This is a genomic window from Nocardia sp. NPDC058176, assembly GCF_042883805.1.
Lineage (GTDB): Bacteria > Actinomycetota > Actinomycetes > Mycobacteriales > Mycobacteriaceae > Nocardia.
This window is the reverse complement of the sequence record NZ_JBHVVA010000006.1, coordinates 82,867-106,997: the sequence shown is the minus strand read 5'-3', so window position 1 is coordinate 106,997 and position 24,131 is coordinate 82,867. Positions and strand designations below refer to the sequence as shown.

At 69.3% G+C, this 24,131-nt stretch carries 22 protein-coding genes; 14 read left to right on the top strand and 8 right to left on the bottom strand.

Going from position 1 to position 24,131, the window contains the following annotated elements; genetic code table 11:
* Positions 1 to 14: 14 nt before the first annotated feature.
* From ACFVVM_RS27050 to ACFVVM_RS27030, 5 genes are read left to right on the top strand one after another with little or no spacing between them, the layout of a single operon-like run.
* Positions 15 to 1,103 (top strand): hypothetical protein, encoded by a 1,089-nt coding sequence (locus ACFVVM_RS27050; protein ID WP_387623758.1) that lies wholly within the window; start codon positions 15 to 17, stop codon positions 1,101 to 1,103.
* On the top strand, positions 1,100 to 1,822 hold the full coding sequence (locus ACFVVM_RS27045; protein ID WP_387623756.1) for a hypothetical protein: 723 nt from the start codon (positions 1,100 to 1,102) through the stop codon (positions 1,820 to 1,822). The genes ACFVVM_RS27050 and ACFVVM_RS27045 overlap by 4 nt, the downstream gene beginning before the upstream one ends.
* Position 1,823: 1 nt before the next feature.
* Complete coding sequence (locus ACFVVM_RS27040; RefSeq protein ID WP_387623753.1) at positions 1,824 to 2,666, top strand: helix-turn-helix domain-containing protein; 843 nt, start codon at positions 1,824 to 1,826, stop codon at positions 2,664 to 2,666.
* Positions 2,663 to 2,911 (top strand): helix-turn-helix transcriptional regulator, encoded by a 249-nt coding sequence (locus ACFVVM_RS27035; protein ID WP_387623751.1) that lies wholly within the window; start codon positions 2,663 to 2,665, stop codon positions 2,909 to 2,911. The genes ACFVVM_RS27040 and ACFVVM_RS27035 overlap by 4 nt, the downstream gene beginning before the upstream one ends.
* Positions 2,912 to 2,913: 2 nt before the next feature.
* Positions 2,914 to 4,095 carry a tyrosine-type recombinase/integrase gene (locus tag ACFVVM_RS27030; protein ID WP_387623749.1) on the top strand — a complete coding sequence of 394 codons (1,182 nt, stop codon included), beginning with the start codon at positions 2,914 to 2,916 and terminating at the stop codon, positions 4,093 to 4,095.
* Between the two features lie 21 nt (positions 4,096 to 4,116).
* On the opposite strand, the gene glnA is transcribed toward ACFVVM_RS27030, so the two are convergent.
* Positions 4,117 to 5,553, bottom strand: coding sequence for a type I glutamate--ammonia ligase (gene glnA / locus ACFVVM_RS27025; RefSeq protein WP_387623747.1), 1,437 nt, complete (start codon positions 5,551 to 5,553; stop codon positions 4,117 to 4,119).
* A 253-nt stretch (positions 5,554 to 5,806) separates the two neighbouring features.
* Here glnA and ACFVVM_RS27020 point away from each other — a divergent pair, with 253 nt between their 5' ends.
* Both ACFVVM_RS27020 and ACFVVM_RS27015 read left to right on the top strand, forming a co-directional pair.
* Entirely contained in the window at positions 5,807 to 6,262 is a 456-nt protein-coding gene (locus ACFVVM_RS27020) for an RDD family protein (protein ID WP_387623745.1), read from the top strand.
* 28 nt (positions 6,263 to 6,290) lie between these two features.
* Positions 6,291 to 6,674, top strand: a complete 384-nt coding sequence (locus tag ACFVVM_RS27015) for a DUF2568 domain-containing protein (protein WP_387623742.1) — start codon at positions 6,291 to 6,293, stop codon at positions 6,672 to 6,674.
* Positions 6,675 to 6,728: 54 nt separating this feature from the next.
* Here the strand turns inward: ACFVVM_RS27015 and ACFVVM_RS27010 are convergent, their stop codons facing one another.
* On the bottom strand, positions 6,729 to 7,472 hold the full coding sequence (locus tag ACFVVM_RS27010; protein WP_387623740.1) for a DUF4191 domain-containing protein: 744 nt from the start codon (positions 7,470 to 7,472) through the stop codon (positions 6,729 to 6,731).
* 119 nt (positions 7,473 to 7,591) lie between these two features.
* On the opposite strand from ACFVVM_RS27010, the gene ACFVVM_RS27005 reads away from it, so the two are divergent.
* Together ACFVVM_RS27005 and ACFVVM_RS27000 are read left to right on the top strand one after the other, a co-directional pair.
* Positions 7,592 to 9,010 carry a M20/M25/M40 family metallo-hydrolase gene (locus tag ACFVVM_RS27005; RefSeq protein WP_387623737.1) on the top strand — a complete coding sequence of 473 codons (1,419 nt, stop codon included), beginning with the start codon at positions 7,592 to 7,594 and terminating at the stop codon, positions 9,008 to 9,010.
* Entirely contained in the window at positions 9,007 to 9,849 is an 843-nt protein-coding gene (locus tag ACFVVM_RS27000; RefSeq protein WP_387623734.1) for an alpha/beta hydrolase, read from the top strand. The genes ACFVVM_RS27005 and ACFVVM_RS27000 overlap by 4 nt, the downstream gene beginning before the upstream one ends.
* A 17-nt stretch (positions 9,850 to 9,866) precedes the next feature.
* On the opposite strand, the gene ACFVVM_RS26995 is transcribed toward ACFVVM_RS27000, so the two are convergent.
* Positions 9,867 to 10,640, bottom strand: a complete 774-nt coding sequence (locus ACFVVM_RS26995) for a crotonase/enoyl-CoA hydratase family protein (protein ID WP_387623732.1) — start codon at positions 10,638 to 10,640, stop codon at positions 9,867 to 9,869.
* Positions 10,640 to 12,373 carry a phytoene desaturase family protein gene (locus tag ACFVVM_RS26990; RefSeq protein ID WP_387623729.1) on the bottom strand — a complete coding sequence of 578 codons (1,734 nt, stop codon included), beginning with the start codon at positions 12,371 to 12,373 and terminating at the stop codon, positions 10,640 to 10,642. Before ACFVVM_RS26990 ends, ACFVVM_RS26995 begins: the two co-directional genes overlap by 1 nt.
* Positions 12,374 to 12,478: 105 nt before the next feature.
* On the opposite strand from ACFVVM_RS26990, the gene ACFVVM_RS26985 reads away from it, so the two are divergent.
* Complete coding sequence (locus ACFVVM_RS26985; RefSeq protein WP_387623726.1) at positions 12,479 to 13,051, top strand: TetR/AcrR family transcriptional regulator; 573 nt, start codon at positions 12,479 to 12,481, stop codon at positions 13,049 to 13,051.
* A gap of 7 nt (positions 13,052 to 13,058) precedes the next feature.
* On the opposite strand, the gene ACFVVM_RS26980 is transcribed toward ACFVVM_RS26985, so the two are convergent.
* Entirely contained in the window at positions 13,059 to 13,763 is a 705-nt protein-coding gene (locus tag ACFVVM_RS26980; protein ID WP_387623724.1) for a TetR/AcrR family transcriptional regulator, read from the bottom strand.
* A 101-nt stretch (positions 13,764 to 13,864) separates the two neighbouring features.
* On the opposite strand from ACFVVM_RS26980, the gene ACFVVM_RS26975 reads away from it, so the two are divergent.
* Together ACFVVM_RS26975 and ACFVVM_RS26970 are read left to right on the top strand one after the other, a co-directional pair.
* Entirely contained in the window at positions 13,865 to 17,428 is a 3,564-nt protein-coding gene (locus ACFVVM_RS26975; RefSeq protein ID WP_387623722.1) for an ABC transporter ATP-binding protein, read from the top strand.
* A 71-nt stretch (positions 17,429 to 17,499) separates the two neighbouring features.
* On the top strand, positions 17,500 to 17,964 hold the full coding sequence (locus ACFVVM_RS26970) for a 6,7-dimethyl-8-ribityllumazine synthase (RefSeq protein ID WP_387623719.1): 465 nt from the start codon (positions 17,500 to 17,502) through the stop codon (positions 17,962 to 17,964).
* 1 nt (position 17,965) lies between these two features.
* Here the strand turns inward: ACFVVM_RS26970 and ACFVVM_RS26965 are convergent, their stop codons facing one another.
* Both ACFVVM_RS26965 and ACFVVM_RS26960 read right to left on the bottom strand, forming a co-directional pair.
* Positions 17,966 to 19,414: a metallopeptidase gene (locus ACFVVM_RS26965; protein ID WP_387623716.1), complete on the bottom strand. Its 1,449-nt coding sequence runs from the start codon at positions 19,412 to 19,414 to the stop codon at positions 17,966 to 17,968.
* An 85-nt stretch (positions 19,415 to 19,499) separates the two neighbouring features.
* Positions 19,500 to 20,450, bottom strand: coding sequence for an endonuclease/exonuclease/phosphatase family protein (locus tag ACFVVM_RS26960; RefSeq protein ID WP_387623713.1), 951 nt, complete (start codon positions 20,448 to 20,450; stop codon positions 19,500 to 19,502).
* Positions 20,451 to 20,539: 89 nt separating this feature from the next.
* On the opposite strand from ACFVVM_RS26960, the gene ACFVVM_RS26955 reads away from it, so the two are divergent.
* Together ACFVVM_RS26955 and ACFVVM_RS26950 are read left to right on the top strand one after the other, a co-directional pair.
* Positions 20,540 to 20,830 carry a hypothetical protein gene (locus ACFVVM_RS26955; protein WP_387623711.1) on the top strand — a complete coding sequence of 97 codons (291 nt, stop codon included), beginning with the start codon at positions 20,540 to 20,542 and terminating at the stop codon, positions 20,828 to 20,830.
* Positions 20,827 to 21,528 (top strand): phosphoribosylanthranilate isomerase, encoded by a 702-nt coding sequence (locus ACFVVM_RS26950; RefSeq protein WP_387623709.1) that lies wholly within the window; start codon positions 20,827 to 20,829, stop codon positions 21,526 to 21,528. The genes ACFVVM_RS26955 and ACFVVM_RS26950 overlap by 4 nt, the downstream gene beginning before the upstream one ends.
* A gap of 13 nt (positions 21,529 to 21,541) precedes the next feature.
* Here ACFVVM_RS26950 and ACFVVM_RS26945 read toward each other — a convergent pair whose 3' ends face one another.
* Positions 21,542 to 24,055 (bottom strand): DUF262 domain-containing protein, encoded by a 2,514-nt coding sequence (locus ACFVVM_RS26945; protein WP_387623707.1) that lies wholly within the window; start codon positions 24,053 to 24,055, stop codon positions 21,542 to 21,544.
* Positions 24,056 to 24,131 lie beyond the last annotated feature (76 nt).

Below are 24,131 nucleotides of genomic sequence, written 5' to 3'. Positions count from 1 at the left end.
TTAGGAGGTCTCTCATGACCACCACTCACCAGCGGGCCACCTCCGGCGCCCGCACCGGTACCAGCCGCAACCCTTCCCGCGACCACAAAAGGAAGGTCAAGGCCGCCGCCCGCGACGAACTCATCCGCACCATGCGCGCCGCGGGCGACTCCTACCAAGACATCCGCGACCAACTCGGCGTCACCGCCCGCGTGGTCGAGGATGCCCTCGGCGAGGTCACCGCGCTGGCTGACCAGGGCCGATCCCACGTCGATATCGCCGACCTGGTCGACCTGCCTCGCACCACCGTGCGACGGCTGCTGTCCGACCGCAAGAAGTCTCGCCCGACCGCCCGGCACGAGCAGACCGCCCGCCTCATCACCGAGATGTACGGGCTCCAGCTCGACATCCTGGCCGAATACCTCGGGTCGGACATCAAAGGTGCATACGCCCTGGCCAAGCAGCTGTGCGACGGCGGGCTGATGCTGCCCACGCTGATCCAGGTGCAGCCCGGCGAGAAGTGGATTGTTCCGACCCTCGACGCGGCATCGAGCTTCCTCGGCTGGGAAGTTCGTACTGCCTGGCGCCCGCCGCTCAAGGACGCCGAGCACTACCGCGCCGTCGCGATGGCCCGCGCACTGCTCGTCGGCATGGAACCCGGCACCTGGATCTCCGAACGCCAACTGCGCCACGACGCGGAAATGTCCGCGACCCGCACCCGTGGCCGGGCCCGCTACATCGGCCACATCCACGATGGCCGGTTCCTCGGTGTCATCGAGGGTCGTCGTGGCTGGTACGCCGTGGAAGTCGAGCTGACCGCGAAGTCGGCCGCGAACATGGACAAGGCTCTACAAGGCGCGATCGCCGCCGCCCGCAACGCCGAACCCGAAGCCCTGGCCGGAGTGCTCTACCTGTGCCGCGGTGACGACGTCCTGCGCGTGGTCCAGGCGGCCAACGATCGGCTGCCCGCGCACTTCGCAGACGCCATGATCGTCGCCGGTGACCTCGACATCGAATGGCAGAAATACCGACAGACCCGCCGCCTGATGCGCGCGGCGAACCGGTCGGCGAACCCGAATCATCGGCGCCGGCGCGGCACCGATCGTCAGGACGGTGACCGATGAACGCCCGAACCGTGCCGCTGACCCTGCGGCAGAACCGCGCCCTGGCCGCGATCGTGCAGCACCGGGCGATGCCGATCGACGTGCTCGCCGACTTCCTCGGCTGCGGGTCCAGCCACGTCTACGAGACCGCCGCGGCGCTGCGCCGCCTCGGCTTGGCCCGCGAGCTGACCCAGCTGACGGCCGGTCCGAAATGGGTCGTACCCACCCGGTCGGCAGTGACCCGCTACTTCGGTCAATCACTGCCGGACTGGACCCCTTCCTCGTTGTGGTCGATCCGTGGCCGCGCTGCTGCCGAAGCCCGGGTGCTGCTCGGCGCGACCGACTTCGACGCTTGGACCGGTGAACGCGAACTCTCCCTGGAGCGCACCGACCGCGGCCCGTACCCGTACGACGGTCTGATGGTGCGCACCAGCAACCCGTTCGCACTGCGCACGGCGCGAGGAACCGCCTCGCCGGTGTGGGCGGTACGCACCGACATCGCCCGCACCAGCAACCCGCGCCAGCTCGCGCAAGCACTGACACGCACTGTCGGCCAGGCCGAGCAGGACGGATGCACCTCGGTGCTGTGGGTGTGCACCGGTGCGCACCGACCCGAAACCGTCTACCGCACCGCCGAACACATCCGCTCCGACCTCACCCTGACAGCGACCACCCCCGGCGAACTGGCCGGAACCCACCGACGCATCCGTCCGGTGCGCGACCTCCCGAAAGGAGCATGACGTGACCACCCTCAACCACACCGACACACCCCGTGCGCACGCCCAGTCCCGGCCCGTGCGGGCCTGGCCGATCGCCCTGCTCGCCGCTCCCGCGTTCGTCGCGATCTGGTCCGGCTGGGTCGGCCTGGGCGAGCTGACCGGCTTCGGCCCCGTCCACCCCCTGCCCGGCATCGCCGACGGATTCAGCATCAACACCGCGATCACCCTGCCAATCGGCATGGAAACCTACGCCTCCTACGCCCTCTACGTCTGGCTGTCCGGACGTATCCGCTCCGACCGAACCCGCGGCTTCGCCAAATGGTCAGCCATCGCCAGCCTCACCCTCGGCGCCGCCGGACAGGTCGCCTACCACCTCATGGAATCCGCCGGCATGACCAGCGCCCCGGCCCTGGTGACCGTGCTCGTGGCCTGCCTTCCCGTCGTGGTCCTCGGCATGGGCGCAGCACTGGCGCACATGATCGCGAGCGAACGCCACCACCCCGACACCATGCGCACCCCCGCCGCTGATGCGCCCGACCCGGTCACGGTGACCGAACCCGTGCACGCGGTCTCGGTCCGCGAGGACCAGCCCGACCCCGACCCCGAACCGGCACCGGCACCGGCACCGGAAGCGGAAGCGGTGGCGCTGCCCGACCGGTGGGAAGCACTCGCGCACCGGGTGTGCGCGGCGGACCCGAACGGGCGGCGTGATCCCGAGCGGGTGGCCGCGATCTTGCGGCTACGCCACGAACAGCAGTGGACCCGCGCCCATATCGCCGACCACCTCGGCGTCAGCGCCTCGACCGTGACCCGCACCCTCGCCGCCAGCGCGGCCCACCTCACCGAAACGGAGACCACCAAATGAGCACCCCCACCGCCACCCCGAACCACACCCAGAAGGAGACCACCGTGACCCCTGACCGATTCCTGCCCGCCAAGGAGTGCGAAGCCCTCACCGGCATCCCCGAAGGCACCTGGCGCTACTGGGCCCACATCGGCCGCGGCCCCGTCAGCTTCAAACTCGGTCGCCGCCGCGTCTGGCGCGAGTCGACCATCCTGGCCTGGATCGCCGAGCAGGAGCAGGCCACCGCAACCGGCGGAGCCGCCTGACCATGGCCGCACGACGGAACCGCCGCGCCGGAGTCGAAGACCTCTGGACCAAGGACGAACGCCAGCCAGACGGCACGGTGCGGCGCGTTCCGTCCAAGCTCCATGGCAAGGGCAAGCGCTGGCGCGCTCGCTATGTCGACGACACCGGCAACGAGTACACGAAGCGCTTCACCCGGAAGACGGACGCACAGCAGTGGCTCGATAAACAGGTCTCGTCCCTGGTACAGGGCACCCACGTTGCGCCCCGCGACATGCAGCGCACGATGCAGGAGTGGACCGAGGAATGGCTCAAGGGCTACGCGAACCACCGGGACGGCACCGTGCGCCAGGCGCGCACACATATCGCTCAGATCAACGCCGAGTTCGGCACGGTGCAGCTCGCCGCGATCCGCCCGTCAGCGATCAAGACCTGGACGGCCAAGTTGAAGGCTCGGGGGCACGAGGCGAGCTACATATACGCCCTGCACGGTCGGTTGTCTCAAATCCTCAGTGACGCAGTGCTAGACGGCATCCTCGCTCGCAACCCGTGCTCGAAACGCACCACTCCCCCGATGGGCAAGCAGAAGGTCTACTGCGCAACCACCGAACAGGTCTGGGCGCTGTACGACCTGATGCCCGACCACCTGCGGCCCGCAATCCTGCTCGGCGCGTTCGCGGGTCTCCGCATCTCCGAAGCTTGCGGTCTGCGGGTGGCCGAGGATGTCGACTTCATTCGCGGCATCGTTCACCCGAAACAGCAGTGGCCGGCGCGTGTGCTCAAGACGCCGGGCTCGGAAGCTCCGATCCCGATCCCGCGCGAACTGTCGCTCATTCTGTCGGCGGCAGTCCAAAAGCGGCCCGGCGAGCGAGTGCTCACCGACGACTTCGGCAAGTCGGTTCCGCCTTGGCACATCGACCGTGCCCTCCGCGACATACGCGGGGAGGTCGTCGGGCTGCCCGAGGAGTTCGGGTTCCAGGACCTGCGGCACTACCTCGCGTCGCTGCTGATCGCCCACGGCGCGAACATCAAGGTGGTTCAGGCCCGGATGCGGCACGCGGCGGCGAAGACCACGCTCGACACGTACGGGCACCTGTGGCCGGATACGGACGAGTCCACCCGCCTGGTGATCGCTTCTGTGATCACCGAGCGGATGGACTCGAAACCGTTCACTGCGTACCCACTGCGTACCGAACAGGCCAATTAGGCCCATTCGTGCAGGTCAGACCTACACGTCGTAGTACAGCTCGAACTCGTACGGGTGCGGGCGCAGGTTGACCGGGGCGATCTCGTTTTCGCGCTTGAGGGAGATCCAGGTCTCGATCAGGTCCTCGGTGAAGACGTTGCCTTCGGTGAGGTAGTCGTGGTCCTGCTCGAGGCGGTCGATGACGGTCGCCAGCGAGGTGGGGGCCTGCGGGATGTTCTTGGCCTCCTCGGGCGGCAGCTCGTAGAGGTCCTTGTCGACCGGGGCCAGCGGCTCGATCTTGTTCTTGATGCCGTCCAGGCCTGCCATCATCATGGCGGCGAAGGCCAGGTACGGGTTGCCCGAGGAATCCGGCGCGCGGAACTCGATGCGCTTGGCCTTCGGGTTGTTGCCGGTGACCGGGATGCGGACCGCGGCGGAGCGGTTGCGCTGCGAGTACACCAGGTTGATGGGGGCCTCGTAGCCCGGCACCAGACGGTGGTAGGAGTTCACGGTCGGGTTGGTGAACGCCAGCAGCGACGGGGCGTGGTGCAGGATGCCGCCGATGTAGTGACGCGCCAGATCCGAGAGGCCACCGTAGCCGGCCTCGTCGTGGAACAGCGGCTTGCCGTCCTTCCACAGCGACTGGTGCACGTGCATGCCCGAGCCGTTGTCACCGAAGAGCGGCTTCGGCATGAAGGTGACCGACTTGCCTTCCTGCCACGCGGTGTTCTTCACGATGTACTTGAACAGCTGCAGGTCGTCGGCCGCGCCGAGCAGGGTGCCGAACTTGTAGTTGATCTCGGCCTGACCCGCGGTGCCGACCTCGTGGTGGCCGCGCTCGAGCTCGAAGCCCGCGTTCTGCAGGTTGGTCGAGATCTTGTCGCGCAGGTCCACGTAGTGGTCGTACGGGGCGACGGGGAAGTAGCCACCCTTGTTGCGGACCTTGTAGCCGAGGTTGCGGCTGCCGTCCGGGTTGAACTCCTTGCCGGTGTTCCACGAGCCGGAGACGGACTCGATCTCGTAGAACGAGCCGTTCATGCCGGAGCCGTAGCGGACGCCGTCGAAGATGTAGAACTCGGCCTCGGCACCGAAGAAGGCGGTGTCGGCGATGCCGGTCGAACGCAGGTACTCCTCCGCCTTGCGCGCGATGTTGCGCGGGTCGCGGGAGTAGGCCTCACGGGTGAACGGGTCGTGCACGAAGAAGTTCAGGTTGAGCGTCTTCGCGTTGCGGAACGGGTCGATCCGCGCGGTGCTGAAGTCGGGGAGCAGGAGCATGTCCGACTCGTCGATCGACTGGAAGCCACGCACCGAGGAGCCGTCGAACGCCAGACCCTCTTCCGCCAGGTCGGCGGTGAACGCCTTGGCCGGGATCGAGAAGTGCTGCTGAACGCCGGGCAGGTCGGAGAAGCGGATATCGACGTATTCGATGTCCTCTTCCTTGATGTGCTGGATGACCTCTTCGGCCGTGCTGAACGTCACTTGTTCTCCTTACGGATCGGTTCCCAGCCAATAACCATGCATGGGTTCGTCGCGACCTGACGGTATGGACGCGGTGTTTCCCGACAGTCAAGGCTATGTTTCGCCAGTGTTACGCGTGCGGTGGGCTGCAGTGATGTCAGCCATCCGAGCGCGACCTGCATCGTAATCCTGCCATCCGCCCTCGCGGTGCGGTGACGTGACCTCCACCGATGCGGTCGTGAGCGGGCGATAGTCCGCCACTATCCTGGAGGCCATGGCGCGTATCACCGGCACATGGCTCTCCGGATCTTCGGCGGAGCCGGGCGACCCGGAAACACCCGGCTACCCCGGCGAGCTGTACGGGCTGCCGCGAGAGGGTGCCGGGTCGCTGGCCGCGACATGGCGCCGGGTCGTCGCCCTGTTCATCGACTGGTTCATCGGCGTCGGCATCGCCGCGATCATCACGAAGGGGTTCACCTCCTCGACGATGCCGCTGCTGGTGTGGTTCGTGATCGGCATCGCGGCGGTGACGCTGTTCGGGTTCACACCCGGCCAGTACTTCATGAAGTTGCGGGTGGTGCGCATCGACGCGCCGGTGACGGTCGGCTTCGTGCGCGCGCTGGCCCGGCAGGTGCTGCTGGTCTTCGTGATCCCCGCGCTGTTCACCGACGCCGACGGGCGCGGCATGCACGACCAGGCCACCGGTACCGCGCTGGTCAACGCGCGCTGATCCCCGCCCGTCGCCCTACGCTGGCGCCGTGTCACTGAATCCGGCCATGTTGGCCACGCGGTTCCTGCTCGAGCTGGTCGCCATCGCCTCGTTCGGGGTGTACGGCTGGCGTTCCTTCGATTCGCCGTGGCGGTACCTGCTCGTCGTGGTGTTGCCGGTCGCGGCCGCCGCGCTGTGGGGTGTGTTCGCGGTTCCCGACGATCCGTCGCGTGGTGGTGACGTGCCGGTGCCCGTCGCCGGGCAGGTCCGGCTGCTCGTCGAGGTGGTCGTGTTGTTCGGTGGCGCGGCGGCCCTGTGGGCGGCCGGGCTGCCCCGGCTCGCGCTGATCTCGGCGGCGGTGCTGGTCGGCTACCACCTGCTGGCCTACGACCGGGTGGTGTGGCTGCTCACCGGACGGTCGGCGACCGGCTGACGAAACGCCGCGAGCCCGCCACCTGGGGTGACGGGCTCGCGGAAGAGATTCGGGTCAGCGGCGACGGATCGCGCGCTGCATGCCCTTCATCTTCGCACCGGGGGGCATCGGGCCCTTCGGCATCGCGGGACCACTGCGCGAGCTCAGCGCCGAGAGCCTGCCCTCGATCTGTTCGATCCGCTTGGCGTCGATGTTGCGCGGCAGCTTGGTGAGGTGCTTCTGCAGATTCTTCAGCGGAATCTGGCCGTCGTCGTTGCCGACGATCACCTCGTAGATGGGGGTGTCACCGACCAGCCGGGCGGTGCGCTTCTTCTCCTGCGCGACCAGCGACTTCACCCGCTGCGGGGCGCCCTCGGCGACGAAGATCACGCCGGGCAACCCGATGACGCGGTGCACGGCGTCGAGCTGGGTGGTCGCGGCGACGCCGTTGGCGACCCGCCACTTGCCCTGCAGGTTCTCCAGCACCCACGCCGCGGCGCCCGCCTGGCCCTCGGCCTTGCGGTAGACGTTCTTCTGCACCCGGCGACCGAAGATGATGAACGCGAACAGCACGCCCAGCAGCAGACCCAGCGGCAGCAGGAACCACTGCATGTCGAAGATCAGGCCGATCAGGAAGAAGACCACCGTGGTGCCGACGAGTGCGCCGATCATCAGCGGCAGCAGCGCCTTGTCTTCCTTGCGCTGCATGTTGAACGCCTGCCACAGCTGCTGACGCCGCTCGCGTGATGCCTGCTTACGGGCCGCTTTAGCCGCGGCCTTGGCTTCCTTCGACGGCTTGCCGCCCTTGCCTCCTGCCATGGTGTCCAGCTTAGATGGCGCCCCGCGAGCCGGTCGGACCGCATGACACTCCGGCACGATCACGGCGTTTCGGACGTCTTTTCCGGCGCGCGGGACGAGCACCGGCCAGAATGCCTAGGATGCGCCCGATCACCGAGAACCCGACCCACTCCCCCGTCACCGAGGGCGTCGACGACGCGGTCGCGCAGCGGCTGGCCGTCGCGCTGCGCTGTGCGACGGTGTCGACCGAGGACCCGGCGCAGACCGTCGACGCGGAGTTCGCGCGCCTGGCCGAGCACCTCGAGTCCTCGTTTCCCCGGGTGCACGCCGAGCTGAGCCTGACCACCTTCGGCCGCAGCAGGCTCTACCGCTGGGACGGCGTGGAGCAGGGGCAGGTGTCGGCGATCCTGCTGGCCCATCAGGACGTGGTCCCGGTCGACGACGAGCAGCGCTGGACCCACCCGCCGTTCGCCGGGGTGGTGGACGAGGAGTTCATCTGGGGCCGGGGCGCCATCGACGACAAGAGCCGCGTGCTCGCCGTGCTCGAAGCCGTCGAGTGGGCGCTCGAGCTCGGCATCCGGCCGCGCCACACCGTCTACCTCGCGTTCGGCCACGACGAGGAGGTGTTCGGTGACGGCGGCGCGGTGCGGATGGCCCAGCATCTGCGCGATCAGGACGTGCGCGCCGAGTTGCTGCTCGACGAGGGCGGGGTGATCACCGACGGCGTGGCCGACGGGGTCGACCGGCCGGTCGCGAGCATCATGCTCGGCGAGAAGGGCTATGCGACGGTGCGGCTGTCGGTCACCGAGACCGGCGGTCACTCCTCGATGCCGGGCAAGCAGACCGCGGTCGGCAGGTTGGCGCGGGCGGTCGCCAGGGTGCAGGACCATCCGATGCCGTTGCGGCTGACGCCGGTGATCACCGACATGCTCGCCCGCATGCGGGTCGCCCTGCCCGAACCGCGACGCACCCTGCTCGAGCTGACCGACCGGCGCGGCCTGTCCACGTTCGCCGGACCGCTGGTCACCCGGATCCTGGCGGCGGGTCCGACCACCGAGGCGCTGGTCCGCACGACGACGGCACCCACCGTGATCCGCGGCGGCGTGAAAGCCAATGTGCTCCCGCAGAGCGCGGAGGCCCTGGTGAATTTCCGGATCCTGCCCGGTGATTCGGTGGCGACGGTGCTGGCGCACTGTAAGCGGGTGATCCGGGACCTCGGCGTGGCGATCGAGCTGACCGGGCCCGCCTCGGAGCCGTCGCAGGTGACCGGGCCCGGCCCCACCTTCGACCTGATCGCCGAACTGGCGACCAGCGTCGTCGACGGCATCGTGACCACCACCGGCCTCGTCCCCGGCGCCACCGACTCGCGCCACTACGACGGATTGGCGCGCACCCGCTGCAATTTCGCGCCGATCGTGCTGACCGCGGCCGACCTCGAACGAATCCACGGAACCGACGAGCGGATCTCCCGGCTCAACTACGCTCGGCTGATCGAGTTCAACCGGCGCCTGATCGAGCGGCTCGCCGCGGCGCCCGACCCCACAGGAGAGCGGCGATGACGACGGATACGGGCGAGTTCGCCGGCAACGGCGGCCGGATCGCCTGGCGCGCATGGCAACCGGAGTCCACCGCGCGCGGGGTGATCGTGCTCGTGCACGGTGTGGCAGAACACTCGGGTCGCTACGAGCACGTCGGCACCGCGCTGGCCGAGGCCGGGTTCGCGGTCTACGCGCTCGACCACATCGGGCACGGGCTCTCCGAGGGCGCCTCGGCCAACATCGGCTCGCTGCAGTCGGCCGCCGACAATGTGGCGACGCTGCTCGAGCTCGCGGGCGCCGCCCATCCCGGCCTGCCGCGGTTCCTGCTCGGCCATTCGATGGGCAGCCTGGTCGTGCTGCACCTGGCCACCCGCGGCCCGGTCGATGTGGCGGGCATCGTCGTCTCCGCGCCGCCGCTCGACATTCCGCTCGGCAATCCGGTCCAGCGCCTCGCCGCTCCCCTGCTCACCCGGATCGCGCCGAATCTCGGTGTGCTGACGCTGGATTCGTCGACGATCAGCCGCGATCCCGAAGTGGTCCGCGCCTACGACGCCGACCCGCTGGTGTTCCGCGGCAAGCTGCCCGCGCGCACCGCGGTGGAGATCCTGCAGCACACGGCGTTGGTGAAGCAGCGCCTCGGCGCGCTCACCCCGCCGCTGCTCGTGCTGCACGGCACCGGCGATGTCGTCGCGGCGCCGTCGAGTGCCGACCTGCTCGAGACCGGCACCGGCTCGACGGATGTGACCGTGACCCGCTACCCGGGGCTGTTCCACGAGGTGTTCAACGAGCCCGAACGCGACGAGGTGATCGGCGACCTGGTGCGGTGGTTGTCAGCGCACACCACCGCCGATCAGCCCTGACCGTCGGGCGTCCGCGGTCATCGGCCGGTGAAGACGGCGGCGCGGCGCTCGAGGAACGACTGCACACCTTCGGCACCGTCGGCGGAGGTGAGCAGGCGGGCGACATCGGGTTGCAGGTTCGCGATCGCGGCGTCGTCGCCGAGGTCGCGGGCGCGATGGGCACTGGCGAGGACGGCCTGCACGCCCAGCGGCGCCGCCTGGTCGGCGATGGTGTGCGCGAGCAGGCGGGCCCGGTCGACGGGGTCGTCGGCGATCTCTTGGATCAGGCCGATGCGATGCGCTTCACCGGCATCGAATTCGTCGCCGGTGAGCATCCAGCGCATGGCGTTGCCCCAGCCGGTTTCGCGGGGGAAGCGCAGGGTGGCGCCGCCGAACGGGTAGATACCGCGGCGGACCTCGAGTTGCGAGAACCGGGTGTCCGGTGCGGCGACGCGGATGTCGGCGGCGAGCAGCAGTTCGATGCCGAGGGTCATCACCCAGCCGTGGGCCGCGGCGACGATCGGGGTCGTCCAGTCGCCGTCCAGGCGCCACGGATCGCGCCCGTCGGCGGGGTAGGTGGTTTCGCCCGCGGCGATGGCGGGGGCGACATCGGCGAGGTCGAGCCCACCGGTGAAGTGCTCGCCGTGCGCGAACAGGACACCGCAGCGCAGGTCGGGATCGGATTCGAGCAGCGCGTAGGCAAGCGACAGCTCGCCGAGCATGGCGCGGTCGAACGCGTTGCGCTTGCCGGGCCGGTTCAGTCCGATCAGCAGGACGTGGCCATCGCGTTCGAGGGTGATCGTGTCGGTCATCAGGCTTCCTGTCGTTGGGTGGTGGTGCGGCGCCGGGCCTTCTTGCCGCGCAACGTGGTGTCGGTGGCGACGGCGAGCGGGTCCCAGCCGTCACCGTGCTGGGGCACCTGATCGGCCGTGCCGAAGACGGCGCCGTCGCGAATCGCGGTGAACAGATCGCGACCCAGAACGGCACCGGCCGCGCCGACGCCGGAGAGCATGACGCCCTCCACGCCCGGCCCCCAGCCCAGACTCGCGCCGGCCAGGTAGAGCCCACGGATCCCGGTCTTCGGCGTCGGGCGCAGCGGACCGATCTGGCGCAGGTTCATCTCGATGCCGTACGAGCCACCCGCGGTGGAATGGGTGTAGCGCTCCTGGGTGATCGGGGTGCCCGCTTCCTGCCACACGATGTGGTCGCGCAGGCCGGGGATGACGTCGGCGGCCAGGTCGATCAGGATCTCGGTGACCGCGTCCTTGACCGCGAGATAGTCGGGATTGTCGCGGTACTTCTCGCCCGCGACCGGACCACCGGCGCCGAGTCCCCACAGGTCGTGGTCGGGGGGCAGGTAGGTCATGATCTCGATGACGGAGTGACCCGCCGGTGCCAGCGGGGTCGCCGAGTCCTTGTTGGTGGCGATGTGGATCATCGCCGCGGCGTTCTCGCGCAGCGCGTCGAGCCAGCGCGCGCGGTCGCGGCCTGCGCCCGCCCAATCGATGGCCTTGCGCATGGGCCCGAAGTCCGCGTCGGCGCGGAACTTCCAGATCTGGCTGCTGGTCATGGTTTTCGACAGGTCGATGTCGAGGCCGAGATAGGTGTTGAACAGCGGCCACGCCATCTGGTAGCTCGAGACGAGCTTGCGCCGGACCGGGGAGACGACCGACGGGTCGAGCAGCTCCAGGTAGGTGCGCTTGAGATCGGCGTTGGACACCACGACCGGTGCGGAGATGATCTCCCCGTCCGCGAGCTCGACGCCGCGCACGCGACCGTCCGCGACGAGGATCTCGCGCACCCGGGCATCGAGCCGGAAGTCGCCCCCGTTGGCGCGCACGACCTCGGCCATCGTCGCCGAGAGCACCTGCCCGCCCCCGACGGGATAGTAGGCGCCGCCCTCGACGTAGTTCTTCAGGAATCCGGCCTGCACGATCGCCGGTGCCCGGTCGGCGGGCGCCGCGTACGCCGGGGTCTGCCCGCACAGCACCGGCCGTGGCGCCGGACCGACCCCGCAGAGGTCGAGCAGCCGGGCCAGCGGCACCATCGCGAACGGTGCCGCCCAGCCTGCCCGGAGCACGGTGGCCGCCGTACCCCGGGTGGAGGCGGGGGTGGTCGCGCGGTCGACCGCGTCGGCGAGCCGGCGGATGACGCGCACGTAGCGGCGCAGCGAGGCCGCGTCGTCCGGGAACGTCTCGAGCAGCCGGTCCCGGTATTCGTCCCAGCCGCGCGGCACCTTGAAGGTCACCGACGGGAAATCGAGCACGTCGAACCCGTCGGGGTCGATCTCGCGGAACTCGACGTGTTTGTCGACGCCGACGCCACGCAGGATGGTCGGGATGTTGCCCTCCGGGCGACCGCAGTCGCCGAGATAGTGCACGCCCACCTCGAACTCGTAGTCCTTGCGGCGGAACACATGTGTGCAGCCACCGAGCACGTCACCCTGCTCGAGTACGAGCGTGCGCCTGCCGTTGGCGGCCAGATAGGCGGCCGCGGTCATGCCGCCCATTCCGCTGCCGACGACGATCGCGTCCCAGTCCTGCATCCCGTTGCTCCCTCACGTCGATAGACCGTTCGGTCTATGTCGACCCGAGGTTACACGACGATAGACCGACCGGTCTATGCTGTGGATGCGGAAAGGAGAAGCTCGGTGACATCGAAGGGCCCCCGGGAGCGGCTGATACTCAGCGCGATCATGCTGATGTGCGAACGAGGCGTGCACGCGACGGGTCTGTCCGACCTGCTCGCCCACAGCCACACCGCGCGCGGCTCCATCTACCAGCACTTTCCCGGCGGAAAGTCCGAGCTCATGGAGCAGGCGACCTACGCCGCCGGCCGCACCATCAGCTCGCTGCTCGACGATCTGCTGGCCAAGGACGATCCCGAACGCTTCGTCGACGGCATCATCGACTACTGGAAGCAGGTCCTCACCGGCAGCGACTACGCGATGGGCTGCCCCATCCTCGCCGCGGCGCAGGCCGGGCCGGACGAACCCGCCGTGCAGGCCGCCTCTGCGGCGGTCTTCGCGAGCTGGGTCGACAAGATCGGCACCGCCCTGACATCAGTCGGCGTCGAACCCGTCACCGCCAAATCCATTGCGAGCACGGCCATCAGCGCGATCGAGGGTGCCATCGCCCAGTGCCGCAGCACCCACACGATCGAACCACTCGACGATGTCCGCGTCGCCCTGAAGCGGCTGATCGAATTCGCTCGGCCCCGCTGAGACCCGCCTAGGTCTGCCGCAGCCCCTCGATCGTGTGGATCGCACGCTCGACCAGTGCCGCGAACAGGTCGTCCGCGGTACCGGCGGGCTGCGCGGCGACCTGCCGGGACAGCGGTGCGTCCACCTCCGGATGCGCCGCCAACCAGGGTCGTGGCACCGGATGGAACATCATCTGCCGGATCTGTTCGTCGCTGCGGTCGTAGCGGTAGTCCACCAGCAGCGTGAAGCCGAACACCTCGACCAGGAAGAACCCGCGCACGGCCAGCGCGTTCTCGAGCGAGAGCCCGATCGCGACGAGGAAGGCCAGGAACCGTTCGGGCTGGATGATCCGCTTGACCGGCACCTCGCTCGGGGTGACGGTCTCGTCCAGCGAGATCAGCGTTGCGCGCGGCACCGAGCGGTAGGCCGCGCGCGCTTCGCGATAGACCCGCCGGACAGTGCCCTGCCAGTCGTCGGTGTCGAACTCGTGCACCGGCAGCAGCTCCATCAGCCGCGCCGCGGCCAGGTCGACGACCTCCTGCCGGTCGGCAACCACGTTGTAGAGCGCCCGCACGGTCACCCCGATCTCGGTGGCGAGCCTGCGCATCGTCAACTGCGGGAAGCCCTCGGCGCCGGCGATGTCGAGGGCGACCTTGCCGATCAGCTCCTTGGTGACCGGCTCGTGCCCGCCGGTCCGCGGGGGGCGGCCGCGTTTGCGTCGCTCGGTGGTCATGAGAGCCCACGCTACCCAGCCACCTGCCATTTCCCGCTAAAAATACACACACTGTTGATTTAATTGCGCACTGAGCTTAGCCTCCCCTTATGAACTCCTCGGTGAGCCTTCGCGCTGTCATCACCCGCCGTCGGCTCGGTCTCGCCGCGGCCGCCCTGCTCGCGGTGCTCGCCGCCGTGCTGGCCTTGGCGCCCTATGTGGCGGTGTACCTGGTCGCGGTCGAGTTGTTCACCGACGGCGGTGACCCGGACCGGATCCCGATGATCGCGCTGTGGACCGCGCTGGCCATCGCGGCCCGCGCGGCGCTGTCGGGGCTGTCCACGCACACCGCGCACGTCGCGGCCTACCGGGTGCTGGCCGATCTGCGGCTCGCGCTCGCCGACAAGCTGCGCGTCGTCCCGCTGGGCCGGGTGCAGGCGCGATCCACCGGTGAGATGAAGAAGCTGCTGCACGACGATGTCGAGCAGCTGGAAGAGGCACTCGCCCACGGTGTCCCGGATCTGGCGGCCGCGATCGCCGTGCCGCTGGCCACCACGGTGCTGTTCTTCACCATCGACTGGCGGCTGGCCTTGGTGGCGGTCGCCGCGATGGTGACCCTGCTGGTGGTCTCCGGTGCGGGCATGGCGATGGCGCAGAAGTCCAACGTGGCGATGGCCGCGCATCTCACCGCGCTGAACTCCGCGGTGATGGGATATCTCAACGGGCTCACCGTGATTCGCGGTTTCCTGCGTCCCGATTCGGGTTACGACCAGGCCCGCACCGCCATCCTCGACGGCTTCGACCACCAGCGCCGGGCACAGGCCGGGCCGACCTCGTGGGTCGTCTCGGTGATGCTGGCGGGCACCGGTTTCGCGGTCGCGGCCATGCTGCCGGTGGCCGGCCTCGGCGCGGTGCACGGCTGGGTCTCGATACCGACCCTGATCCTGATGCTGGTGCTGTGCCTGGGCTATCTGTCCCCGCTGATGAGCCTGGTCGGTGTTCTCGCGACGCTGATGATCCGCATCCAGTTCGCGGCGGGTTCGATCACCGAGATGCTCGACGAACCCGCCCTGCCGGAACCGGAACAGCCGACGCGGCCGCGGTCCTTCGACGTACGGCTCCGCGACGTTCGATTCGCGTATTCCGATACCGCGGAGGCACTTTCGGGTATCGATCTGGCCGTGCCCGCGGGGTCGTCGCTGGCCCTGGTCGGACCGACCGGGGCGGGCAAGTCCACCATCGCGCGGCTGATCGCGCGGCTGTGGGATCCGGAGGCGGGCAGTGTCGAGATCGGCGGGGTCGACCTGCGCGAGATCGGGTCGGCCGAGCTCGCCCGGCTGGTGGCCTATGTGCAGCAGGACGAGTACATCTTCGCCGCGACGCTCACCGAGAACATCCGCATCGCCCGGCCCGGGGCCACCGATGCCGAGGTGATCGCCGCGGGCGAGGCGGCGCAGCTGGGTGAGGTGGCCGAGGAGCTGGGCGGCTGGGACACCGAGTTGCCGCCCGGCGGTGGCAGGCTCTCCGGCGGTCAGCGGCAACGGATCTCGATCGCACGGGCGCTGCTCAAGGACGCGCCGGTGGTCGTTCTCGACGAGGCGACCGCCTCGCTCGACGCCGAGACCGAGCGGCGCACCCTGGCCGCCATCGGGCGGCTGACCGCCGACCGCACCGTCATCGCCATCGCCCACCGCCTCGACACCGTGCGCGGCAGCGACCGGATCGCGGTGGTCGACGCGGGCACCATCACCGCGACCGGCACCCACGACGAACTCACCCGCGACAGCGCCACCTACCGCGCCCTGTGGGCCGCCTACACCGCGGCCGACGGCTGGCGCCTCGACCCGGTCGACGCCCCCGCCCACGCCGAGGTCCCCGCACCACCGCCCGCCGACGACACCGACGAGTGGACCCGCGCGGCCAGGGAAGTGGTCACCCCCGGCATCGCCACCATGACCTTCGGCAAGCAGTGGCGCACCCTCTACGGTCGCGGCTGGCGAGATCTGGTGCGGCACGGACTGATTCGCGTGTTCCTGGATTCATTGGTGCGCGGCGTCCCGCTGGCGGCGGTGTTCCTCGTGGTCGCGCGCGCCATCGACGGCGAGCTCACCACAGGATTCCTGTGGCAGGTGTTCGGCCTGCTGATGGCCGGTCTGGTGGCCCGGCTGGTCCTGTCGCGGTGGGCCAACCTGTTCGTGTGGGGGCTGGCCGACCGGTCCAAGACCGACATCATGCTCTCGATCGTCGAGCGGCTGCGCCGGGTGCCGATGGGCTTCCTCGGCCGGGTCGACCGCGGGCGCATCGCCACCCTGATCACCAACGACACCGTGATGCTCGACTTCCAGAACGTGCCGGGACAGGTCGCGGCCGCGTTCGTGCAGCCGCTCTACGCCGCGGTGATCCTGGCCGTCATCGACTGGCGGCTGGCGCTGGCCGCACTCATCGGCATCCCGATCTTCCTCGGCGTCACCGTCTGGAGTGACCGGATCTACCACCGCGTCTTCGCCGACGTGCACCGCGCGCGGGCGCGGGCGTCGACCGTCCTGCTCGAGCAGGCGCGGGGCGCGGCGGTCCTGCGCGGGGCCGGTGACTCGGCGGTGGCCAACCGCTACCGCGAGGTGGTCGAGCAGTTGCGCGCGGCCAGCGTCGCGATGTCGGTGCGGGCCACGCCGTCGACCGCGCTGGGCAGCATCGCGGTCGAGAGCGGGCTGGTCGTGCTGATCGTGGCCGGTGCCGCCCTCTACCAGGGCGGTGAGGTGAGCGCCTCGACGCTGCTGCTGTTCCTGTTCCTTGCCCTGGCGCTCTACCAGCCGATCCAGGAACTCAACGCGCTCGCGGGGTATCGCCGTAATCAGGAGCAGATCGCGGCCAGGATCGCCGAGGTCTGGGACGAGCCGGTGCTCAGCGAACCGAGCCGCCCGGCGACCCCGGCGGACGCCACCTTGCGCTTCGACGGCGTCGGCTTCGGCTACGACGGGGAGCGGGTGCTCGACGGGGTGTCCTTCGAGGCGCGGCCGGGCACGGTCACCGCGCTGGTCGGGCCGTCCGGGGCGGGCAAGTCGACCATCGCCGCACTGGCCGCGCGCCTGTGGGACGTCGAGGAAGGCGCCATCCTGCTCGGCGGGCAACCACTGCCCGAGGTGGGCAGCGACGGGGTGATGGCGGCGGTGACGACGGTCTACCAGGAGGTCTACCTGTTCCCCGACACCGTCCGCTTCAATGTCGCCCTCGGCAGGCCGCAGGCCACCGACGACGAGATCTGGGCGGCGCTGGCCGCGGCCCAGTGCGACGACGTGGTCACCGCGCTGCCCGATGGCCTCGACACCGTGCTCGGCGACGGCGGCTCCACCCTGTCGGGCGGGCAGCGCCAACGCCTCTCGATCGCGCGGGCACTGCTGAAGGATTCGCCGGTGCTGATCCTCGACGAGGCGGTCTCGGCGGTCGACCCCGATACCGAGGCCCGCATCCAGCAGGCCTTGCAGACGCTGGCGGCAGGCCGCACGGTGCTGGTGATCGCGCACCGGCTCGACACCGTGCGTCACGTCGATCAGATCGTGGTGCTCGAGCACGGTCGAGTCGACGCGACGGGCACGCACTCCGAGCTGCTCGCGCGCAGCGCCACCTACCGGCGGCTGCTCGGGGAATCGGTGGGCAGCGGGGAGACCGACGCCGTGCCCGCCCGGTGAGCGGTGGCGGCGCCGGAATCAGAATGATCCGACGCTTCCGGGGCAGATTTACCGGAAAGTAGACTCGGTCCATGGGAACCACGTCTACCGGCGCCGTCGCCTTCATCCGTGCCAGCTGGCACAGCTCCATCGTCAACCGGGCGCACGAGGGGTTCGTCGCCGAATACGCCGATCTCGGTTTCGACCCGGCGCTCGTGGACGTCTTCGACGTGCCCGGTGCCTTCGAGATCCCGCTGCACGCCAAGCGCCTGGCCGCCACCGGCCGCTACGACGCGATCGTCGCCGCCGCGCTGGTGGTCGACGGTGGCATCTACCGCCACGACTTCGTCGCCTCCGCGGTGATCGACGGCCTGATGCGCGTGCAGCTCGACGGCGATGTGCCGGTCTTCTCGGTGGTGCTCACCCCGCACCACTTCCACGAGCACAGCGAGCACGTGGACTACTACACCAACCACTTCGTGACCAAGGGAGCCGAGGCCGCCCGCGCGGTGGCGAACACCCTCAGCTCCCTGCGGTCACTGCCCGCGGCGCGCTGACCTACTTGAACTGCTTCAGGCAGGCCTGCTCGCCTTCGAGGACCCCGGTGCGGAACGCCTCGAGGCGCTGATACCCGCTCGGCACGACCTTGCCGTTGACGTCGGCGGCCGCGAGGCCGTCGGCGAGCAGGCCCGAGACGGCCTCGTCGAGGTCACCCGCCGACAGGCGCGGATCGCTGCCGGGCTCACTGAGTTTCGTGGTGAGCACGCCCGACAGGCAGGCGGTGCGCAGGCCAGCTGTCTCGGCGCCGGTCAGCGACAGCTTGCGGTCCTGCTGCACCGCGAGGGCGTAGCGGGACACGAACACCACCGCGGCGTTGTAGTCGCCGGTGACGACCGCCGAGAGCGGTTCCTCCTTGCCCCGCGTCCCCTCGCCGGCGCGCTCGGCCATGGCGGGCAGATCGGTGCCGATGGTGTTGCTGCCGGGGCAGTAGGACACCAGCTCGGTCGTGGTGGTCGAGGCGCAGTTGCGGGTCAGGCCGGTGTAGTCGAACTTCGGCGCGTTCCCCACCGGCATCGACTTGGCCAGCTGGTCGGCCAGTGAGCTGAGGTTCTCCTTGTTCACCGGGAGTTGCTCGTCGCGTTCGCCGTCCTCGAAGGTGACCGGCAGCCCGGCGCGACGCTGGGCGATCTCGTCCTCGTCGATGTCCTTGCAGGACTTGGCGCCCTGGGTGTAGCCCATCTGCACCGCGGTGACCCGTTCGAAGGCCGAACCGTGCACGGCGTCGGGATCATTGGGGTCGCGGTCGCGCACGGCGACGGTCGCGCCGAGCACGCCGTTGAGACCGTCGGTGGTGTTGAGCGTGAAGTGCTTCGAATTGCCCTCGGCGACATGGCGCAGGAAGACACCGGCCAGGCAGTCGGCCTGCTGTTCCTTCACCAGGGCGTCGGTGGTGAAACCGCGCAGCAGATCGGCCTGGGACTGGATGGCGTGGCCGTACTCGTGGGCCAGCACCATCACCACCGACATCTCCTTGTACTTGTCCACCAGCAGCGGCAGCAGCACCGAACGGTCCCAGCCGATGGTGTGGTTGAGCGGGCAGTACGCGGCGTTGACCAGCTGGTAGGTGCTGCTGAGGCAGAACTTCACCGATTCCGACTCCGGTGCCGTCGCCGACCACGAGATGTACTTCGAGGCGGGCTTGAAGTTGCCGCGGAAGGTCTTGGAATACTCGGTCTGCCAGTACTCTTCGATATCGGCGATGGCGTTGAGCGCGAGTTTGTCGATCGGGCCGTTGTCACCGTTCTCGGCCCGCTTGTCGCTGTCGGGGACACCGGGACGCGGCCCGCTGGGGCTGGTGCTCGACGCGGCACCCGCCACCTCCCACGGATCATCGAGCACCGGTACCGCCTGGTCGCTGGCGACCGTCGTTGCCGTGCAACCGGATACGAGCATCCCCGCACTGGCCAGTGCGGCGGCCACGGCCATGCCGAACCGATGTCTCCTCATGTGCATTCCTCCCCGGAGAATGACGCGGACACCGAGCGGTCCGCGGTCGAGCGCTCACATGGTAATCGCAGCGGGCGCGCCGACGTCAACGCTCGAGGCGGACCGTGGCCAGCATCGCGCGATGATCGGTGCCCGGCAGGGTGAGCGTGCGCACCGACTGGGCGACGCCACCGGCGAGCAGGATGTGGTCGATCCCGATCACCGGCCCCCACCGGCGATCCGCCGGATAGGTGGGCAGGACACCGTCACCGGTCTGCTCGGCGGCGGCCGCGAACGGGCCGTCGAGCAGGGCGCGGTAGGCCGAATGATCGCGGGTGGCATTGAAATCCGCGCCGACGACGGCGGGTGTGGTTGCGGTGGCGAGGATTTCGTCGACCCGGCGCATCTCCGCCGACCAGGCCGGGAAGTCGGCCGTGGGCGGGACCGGGTGGAAGGCGTAGACCGAGATCGGGCCGCGCTCGGGGTGTTCCAGTGTGGCGGACAGGTTGTGCAGGATGAAGCCGTCGTATTTCACGGTGTCGCGCAACGGGTATCGGCTGTAGATGCCGGTGCCGCCTCCACCGGCGTGGGTGGGTTCGGTGTAGAAGTGCGGCAGCGCGTCCTCCAGGCCCGCCGCGCGCAGCTTCGTGACGGCGTCGAAGGTCAGTTCGTTGACGGTGAGCACGTCGACGGCATTGTCGCGAACCGTCGCGACCACCGCCGCCGGATCGGCCGCACCGAAGTACAGATTCGACTGCAGCACCACCAGTTCCGGGCCGTCGGCGGCGCGGCTGTCCGGGATGTAGGGCGGAATCAGCGTCCACCCCACCCCGACCACGACCACCGCGGCGGCCGCCGCACTGCGCCATCCCCGGGCCGCCAGCACCAGGATCAGCCCGACGATCGCCCCCAGCATCAACCACGTCGCCCCCGAGGCCAGCAGCACCAGACCCTGCCGCTGCCAGTTCCCGGCGTGCAGCACGATCCCCGTCACCGCCGCCGCCAGTGCGCCCCACCCCAGACCGAGCAGCACCCGGTCCATCCACTTACGCATCATCGGGCCAGCCTAAATCGCCCCACTTTCGACCGACTTGTGGCGAAGCTAAAGCTTCTCTGTGGACTACCCTGACCCCCAGGAGGTGGCCGATGTACATCGAGGAATTCACCGCGGCGGGCCCGCTCACCGAGCACGCGGTCGACGAACTGACCCTGCTCGCGACCCGCTACACCTCGTCGATCACCCTCACCGTCGCCACCCGCACCATCCAACTCCCGGTCCTGCCCACCTGCTGGACCGAACTCCCCATCACCACCGGCACCCCCATCACCGTCGAGGTCGCCCACGGCTACCGCCCCACCGACCGCGAGGACAGCACCGCCCTCCGCGACTTCGTCACCACCTTCCAGCGAGAAACCGCGGTAGCCTCCCGGCCATGACCGTCCGTGCGAAGATCTGCGGAATCCGCTCGGCGACCGATCTGCGGATCGCGGTGGAATCCGGGGCCGATGCGGTCGGATTCATCTCGGGCATCACTCATTTCAGCGAGGACGGCCTCACAACCGACGAGGCGCGCGGTCTGGCCGCCCTGGTGCCGCCGTTCGTCACCAAGGTCCTCGTCACCCACCTCGAGGACGCCGACGCGATCATCGCCCTGGCGGATCGGATCGGCGTGGACGCGATTCAAGTCCACGGGTTGGTGTCGACGGCCACGCTCCGACAGGTCAGGGCAGCGGCACGAGGCCGCACCGTCCTGCGAGCCGTGCACGTGACCGGCACCGACGCCGTCCGAGAAGCCAGGGCCGTTGCCGACCACTGCGACGCGGTACTGCTCGATTCACGCACCGAGGATCGCCTCGGTGGCACCGGCCGCACCCACGACTGGACGATCAGCGCCCGGATCGTGGCCGAACTGTCCGCACTCGGCTGCCCGGTGATACTCGCCGGCGGGCTGACGGCTGCCAATGTCGGCGCGGCGATCACCGCGGTGAGCCCGTTCGGGGTCGACGTCAACAGCGGTGTCGAAGACGCCGACGGCGACAAGTCAGGACAGGACTGCGCCGCCTTCGTCGCCGGTGCGCACTCGGCCGCCACCCCGCCGGTCCCCCACCACATCACCGATCCGTCCGACCGGTGATCACGCGGACGCGCTACAGCGGCAACCCTTCCTCGATCCAGTTGTAGGCCTGGATCTTTCGGGAGGCCGGGTCGTTGACGACCTGGTTGATGAGGTCGTTGATCTGGTCCGGGGAGAGCGGGTAGCCGTAGTGTTCGGCGGCGCCCGCGGAGGCCCAGAGGGAGGCGAAGAGGCCGGGGCCGCCGAGGAGGTAGGTGAGGGCGGTGGCGACCTCGTCGACGGTTTCGATGACGCCGTGGACCAGGGCGATCGCGATGTCCTCGTCGCCGGGGGCGGCGCCGGGGGCAAGGGCGCCGGAGTCGACCGCGCGCTGGGCCAGCCACTCGTAGGGGATGAGCGGGGCGGGGCCGATCACGTCGCCGAGGTAGTAGCGCCATTCGCCGGGGTTGCCCTGGTCGAAGGCGTGGATGTAGAAGGTGCGGGTCAGCGCCCACAGGGCCACGTAGCGCAGGGCGACCTGCTCGGGTTCCAGGTTCGCGTCGGGGCCGCTCGCCCGGTCGTGTTCGAGCTGGTTCCAGGCGTAGTGGAACCAGACCTGCTCGGAGTTGCCGACCCAGGTGGCGGGCAACCGCTCGGCCAGGGCGGCCACATCGGCGGCCGGACCGTCGGGGCCGGTGGCGCCGGAGGCCTCGGCGCGCAGGTTGCCGACGTAGCCGCGCAGGGCGTCGACGGAGGTGAACACCGCGTAGCCGAGCTGGGCGAAGCGGGTGAGGTCGGCATTGGCCGGTTCCAGCACGAGCACCACCGGCATGCCGACGCCCGGCTGCAGCCCCTCGGGCCAGAACGCCTCGGCGACAGCGAGTTCGCGGCCGGTGACCGGGTCGGAGACCTCGCTGTCGAGCAGCGGGAAGCCGAAGCCGTCGGCGATGAGGTCGTCGACGAGCGCGTTCACCTGATCGACGGCGGGATCACCGAGGGTCACCCCGGCCACGCCGACCGTCAGCAGCGTCGGCCGGTGCAGCGTGCCGGTGCGCAGCTGTTCGAGGAACGCGTCGGCCGCCGCGGAGAGCAGCTTGCGCCGCGCGCGCAGGAACTCGCGGTAGTTCTCCACCCGCCACAGCGCCGGATCGGTCGGAATCCATTGCGAGGCGAGCACTCCGGGGTTGCGCTGCTCGACCTCGGCGAAGTAGTCGCCCGGCTCACGATCACCCAGCTCGGCCTCCGAGCCTGGGCTCAGGAAGCAGAAGTTGGCGATCGCGTTGATCTCGTTGCGCTCGTATCCGGCTTCGCGCAGCAGCGTTTTCGGGAACAGGTAATGCACCTGCACCGGCGTGCGCTCGCTGAACTGCTCGATCCCCAATTCGGACCCGGTGCCGAGATCGCGCGAACCGTCCACGCGGGCAAGCAGATACAGCAGCGGATAGAACCGCGACCCGCGGGTGGCCCCGGCGAAATCGTCGGCGCAGATGTCGAGCGAACCGCCGCGCAACCGTTCCAGCGAGGCGATCAGACCGTCGATACCGCCGCGTTCGAGGGTGTCGTAGTCCTGCTGCAGGAAGGTCTCGGTGGAGCCGCTGAACCGGCCCCACAGCGCCGAGTGCACGTACCAGTACAGCACCCGGTCGCGGTGCAGATCGTTGTCGAAGCGGCCGCCGTTGAGGAACAGCAGCCGGGTGATCACCGGAATGGCGTAGCGCCCCATCAGGACTCGGTCGTGATCGAGGCCGAGCCTGCCCGCGACGGTGTCGAGGAACGTGTCGACCTGCGTCGCGGTCGAACTCAGCGCCTGCTCGAATTCGACCGGGTCCAGATCGCCGAGCGCGTCGAAGTGCGAGCGCCCGTTGCCGACCGCGATCACATTGCGCAGCAGCCAGTCCAGGGTGAAGGTGTAGCCGTCCTTGTCCCAGCGGATCAGGTGGTCGCGCAGATTGCCGCGGGCCTGCGGCCACTGCGCGCACAGCGTCGCCAGTGCCAGATCACCCTTGGACAGCTTGGTGCCGCCGGAGTTGACCCGGTTGAAGATGTCGACCACCTCGTCGACGGTGCGATCGGACCCGGTGATCGTCTCGACGTTGAACTCTCGGTGGGTGATCTCGCGCAGCTTGTTGAGCCGGTCGAGATAGACCGCGAGGGTCTCCGGCGCCACATCGGTGAACCGGGCCAGGTAGTGCATCGGCCCCAGCGCGAACAGTTCGGTGACATCGATCCACGCCGGATTGGTGTCGCGTCCGGGCACCTGGAACTCGAAAACCTCACGCTCGACATCGAAATGGAGCCCGGTGAAGGCGATGGCGTCGCCCTCGAAGAACGACGGCGCGGTCCCGCGCACGATCCCGTAGAGGGTGGTGATGCGCTGCTGGCCGTCGAGCAGCAACTGGCGCAGCCCCGATCCGCCGGGGGCACCGCGTACCGCGATCTCCTCGGATCCGGTCTCCCACACCAGCAGCCCACCGACCGGGTACCCGAGGTACAGCGACCGCATGAGTCCACGCACCTGGTCCCGATTCCATACGTAGCCGCGCTGGAATTCGGGCAGCAGCACAGCACCGGAGTCGATCTGGTCGAGCAGGGTGGACAGACGTGTCACGGCAGCCTTTCGATCGCGATCCGGTGGCGGCGAACCGCCCCATCGTTGCACGGATCGTACCGACACACACCGACGC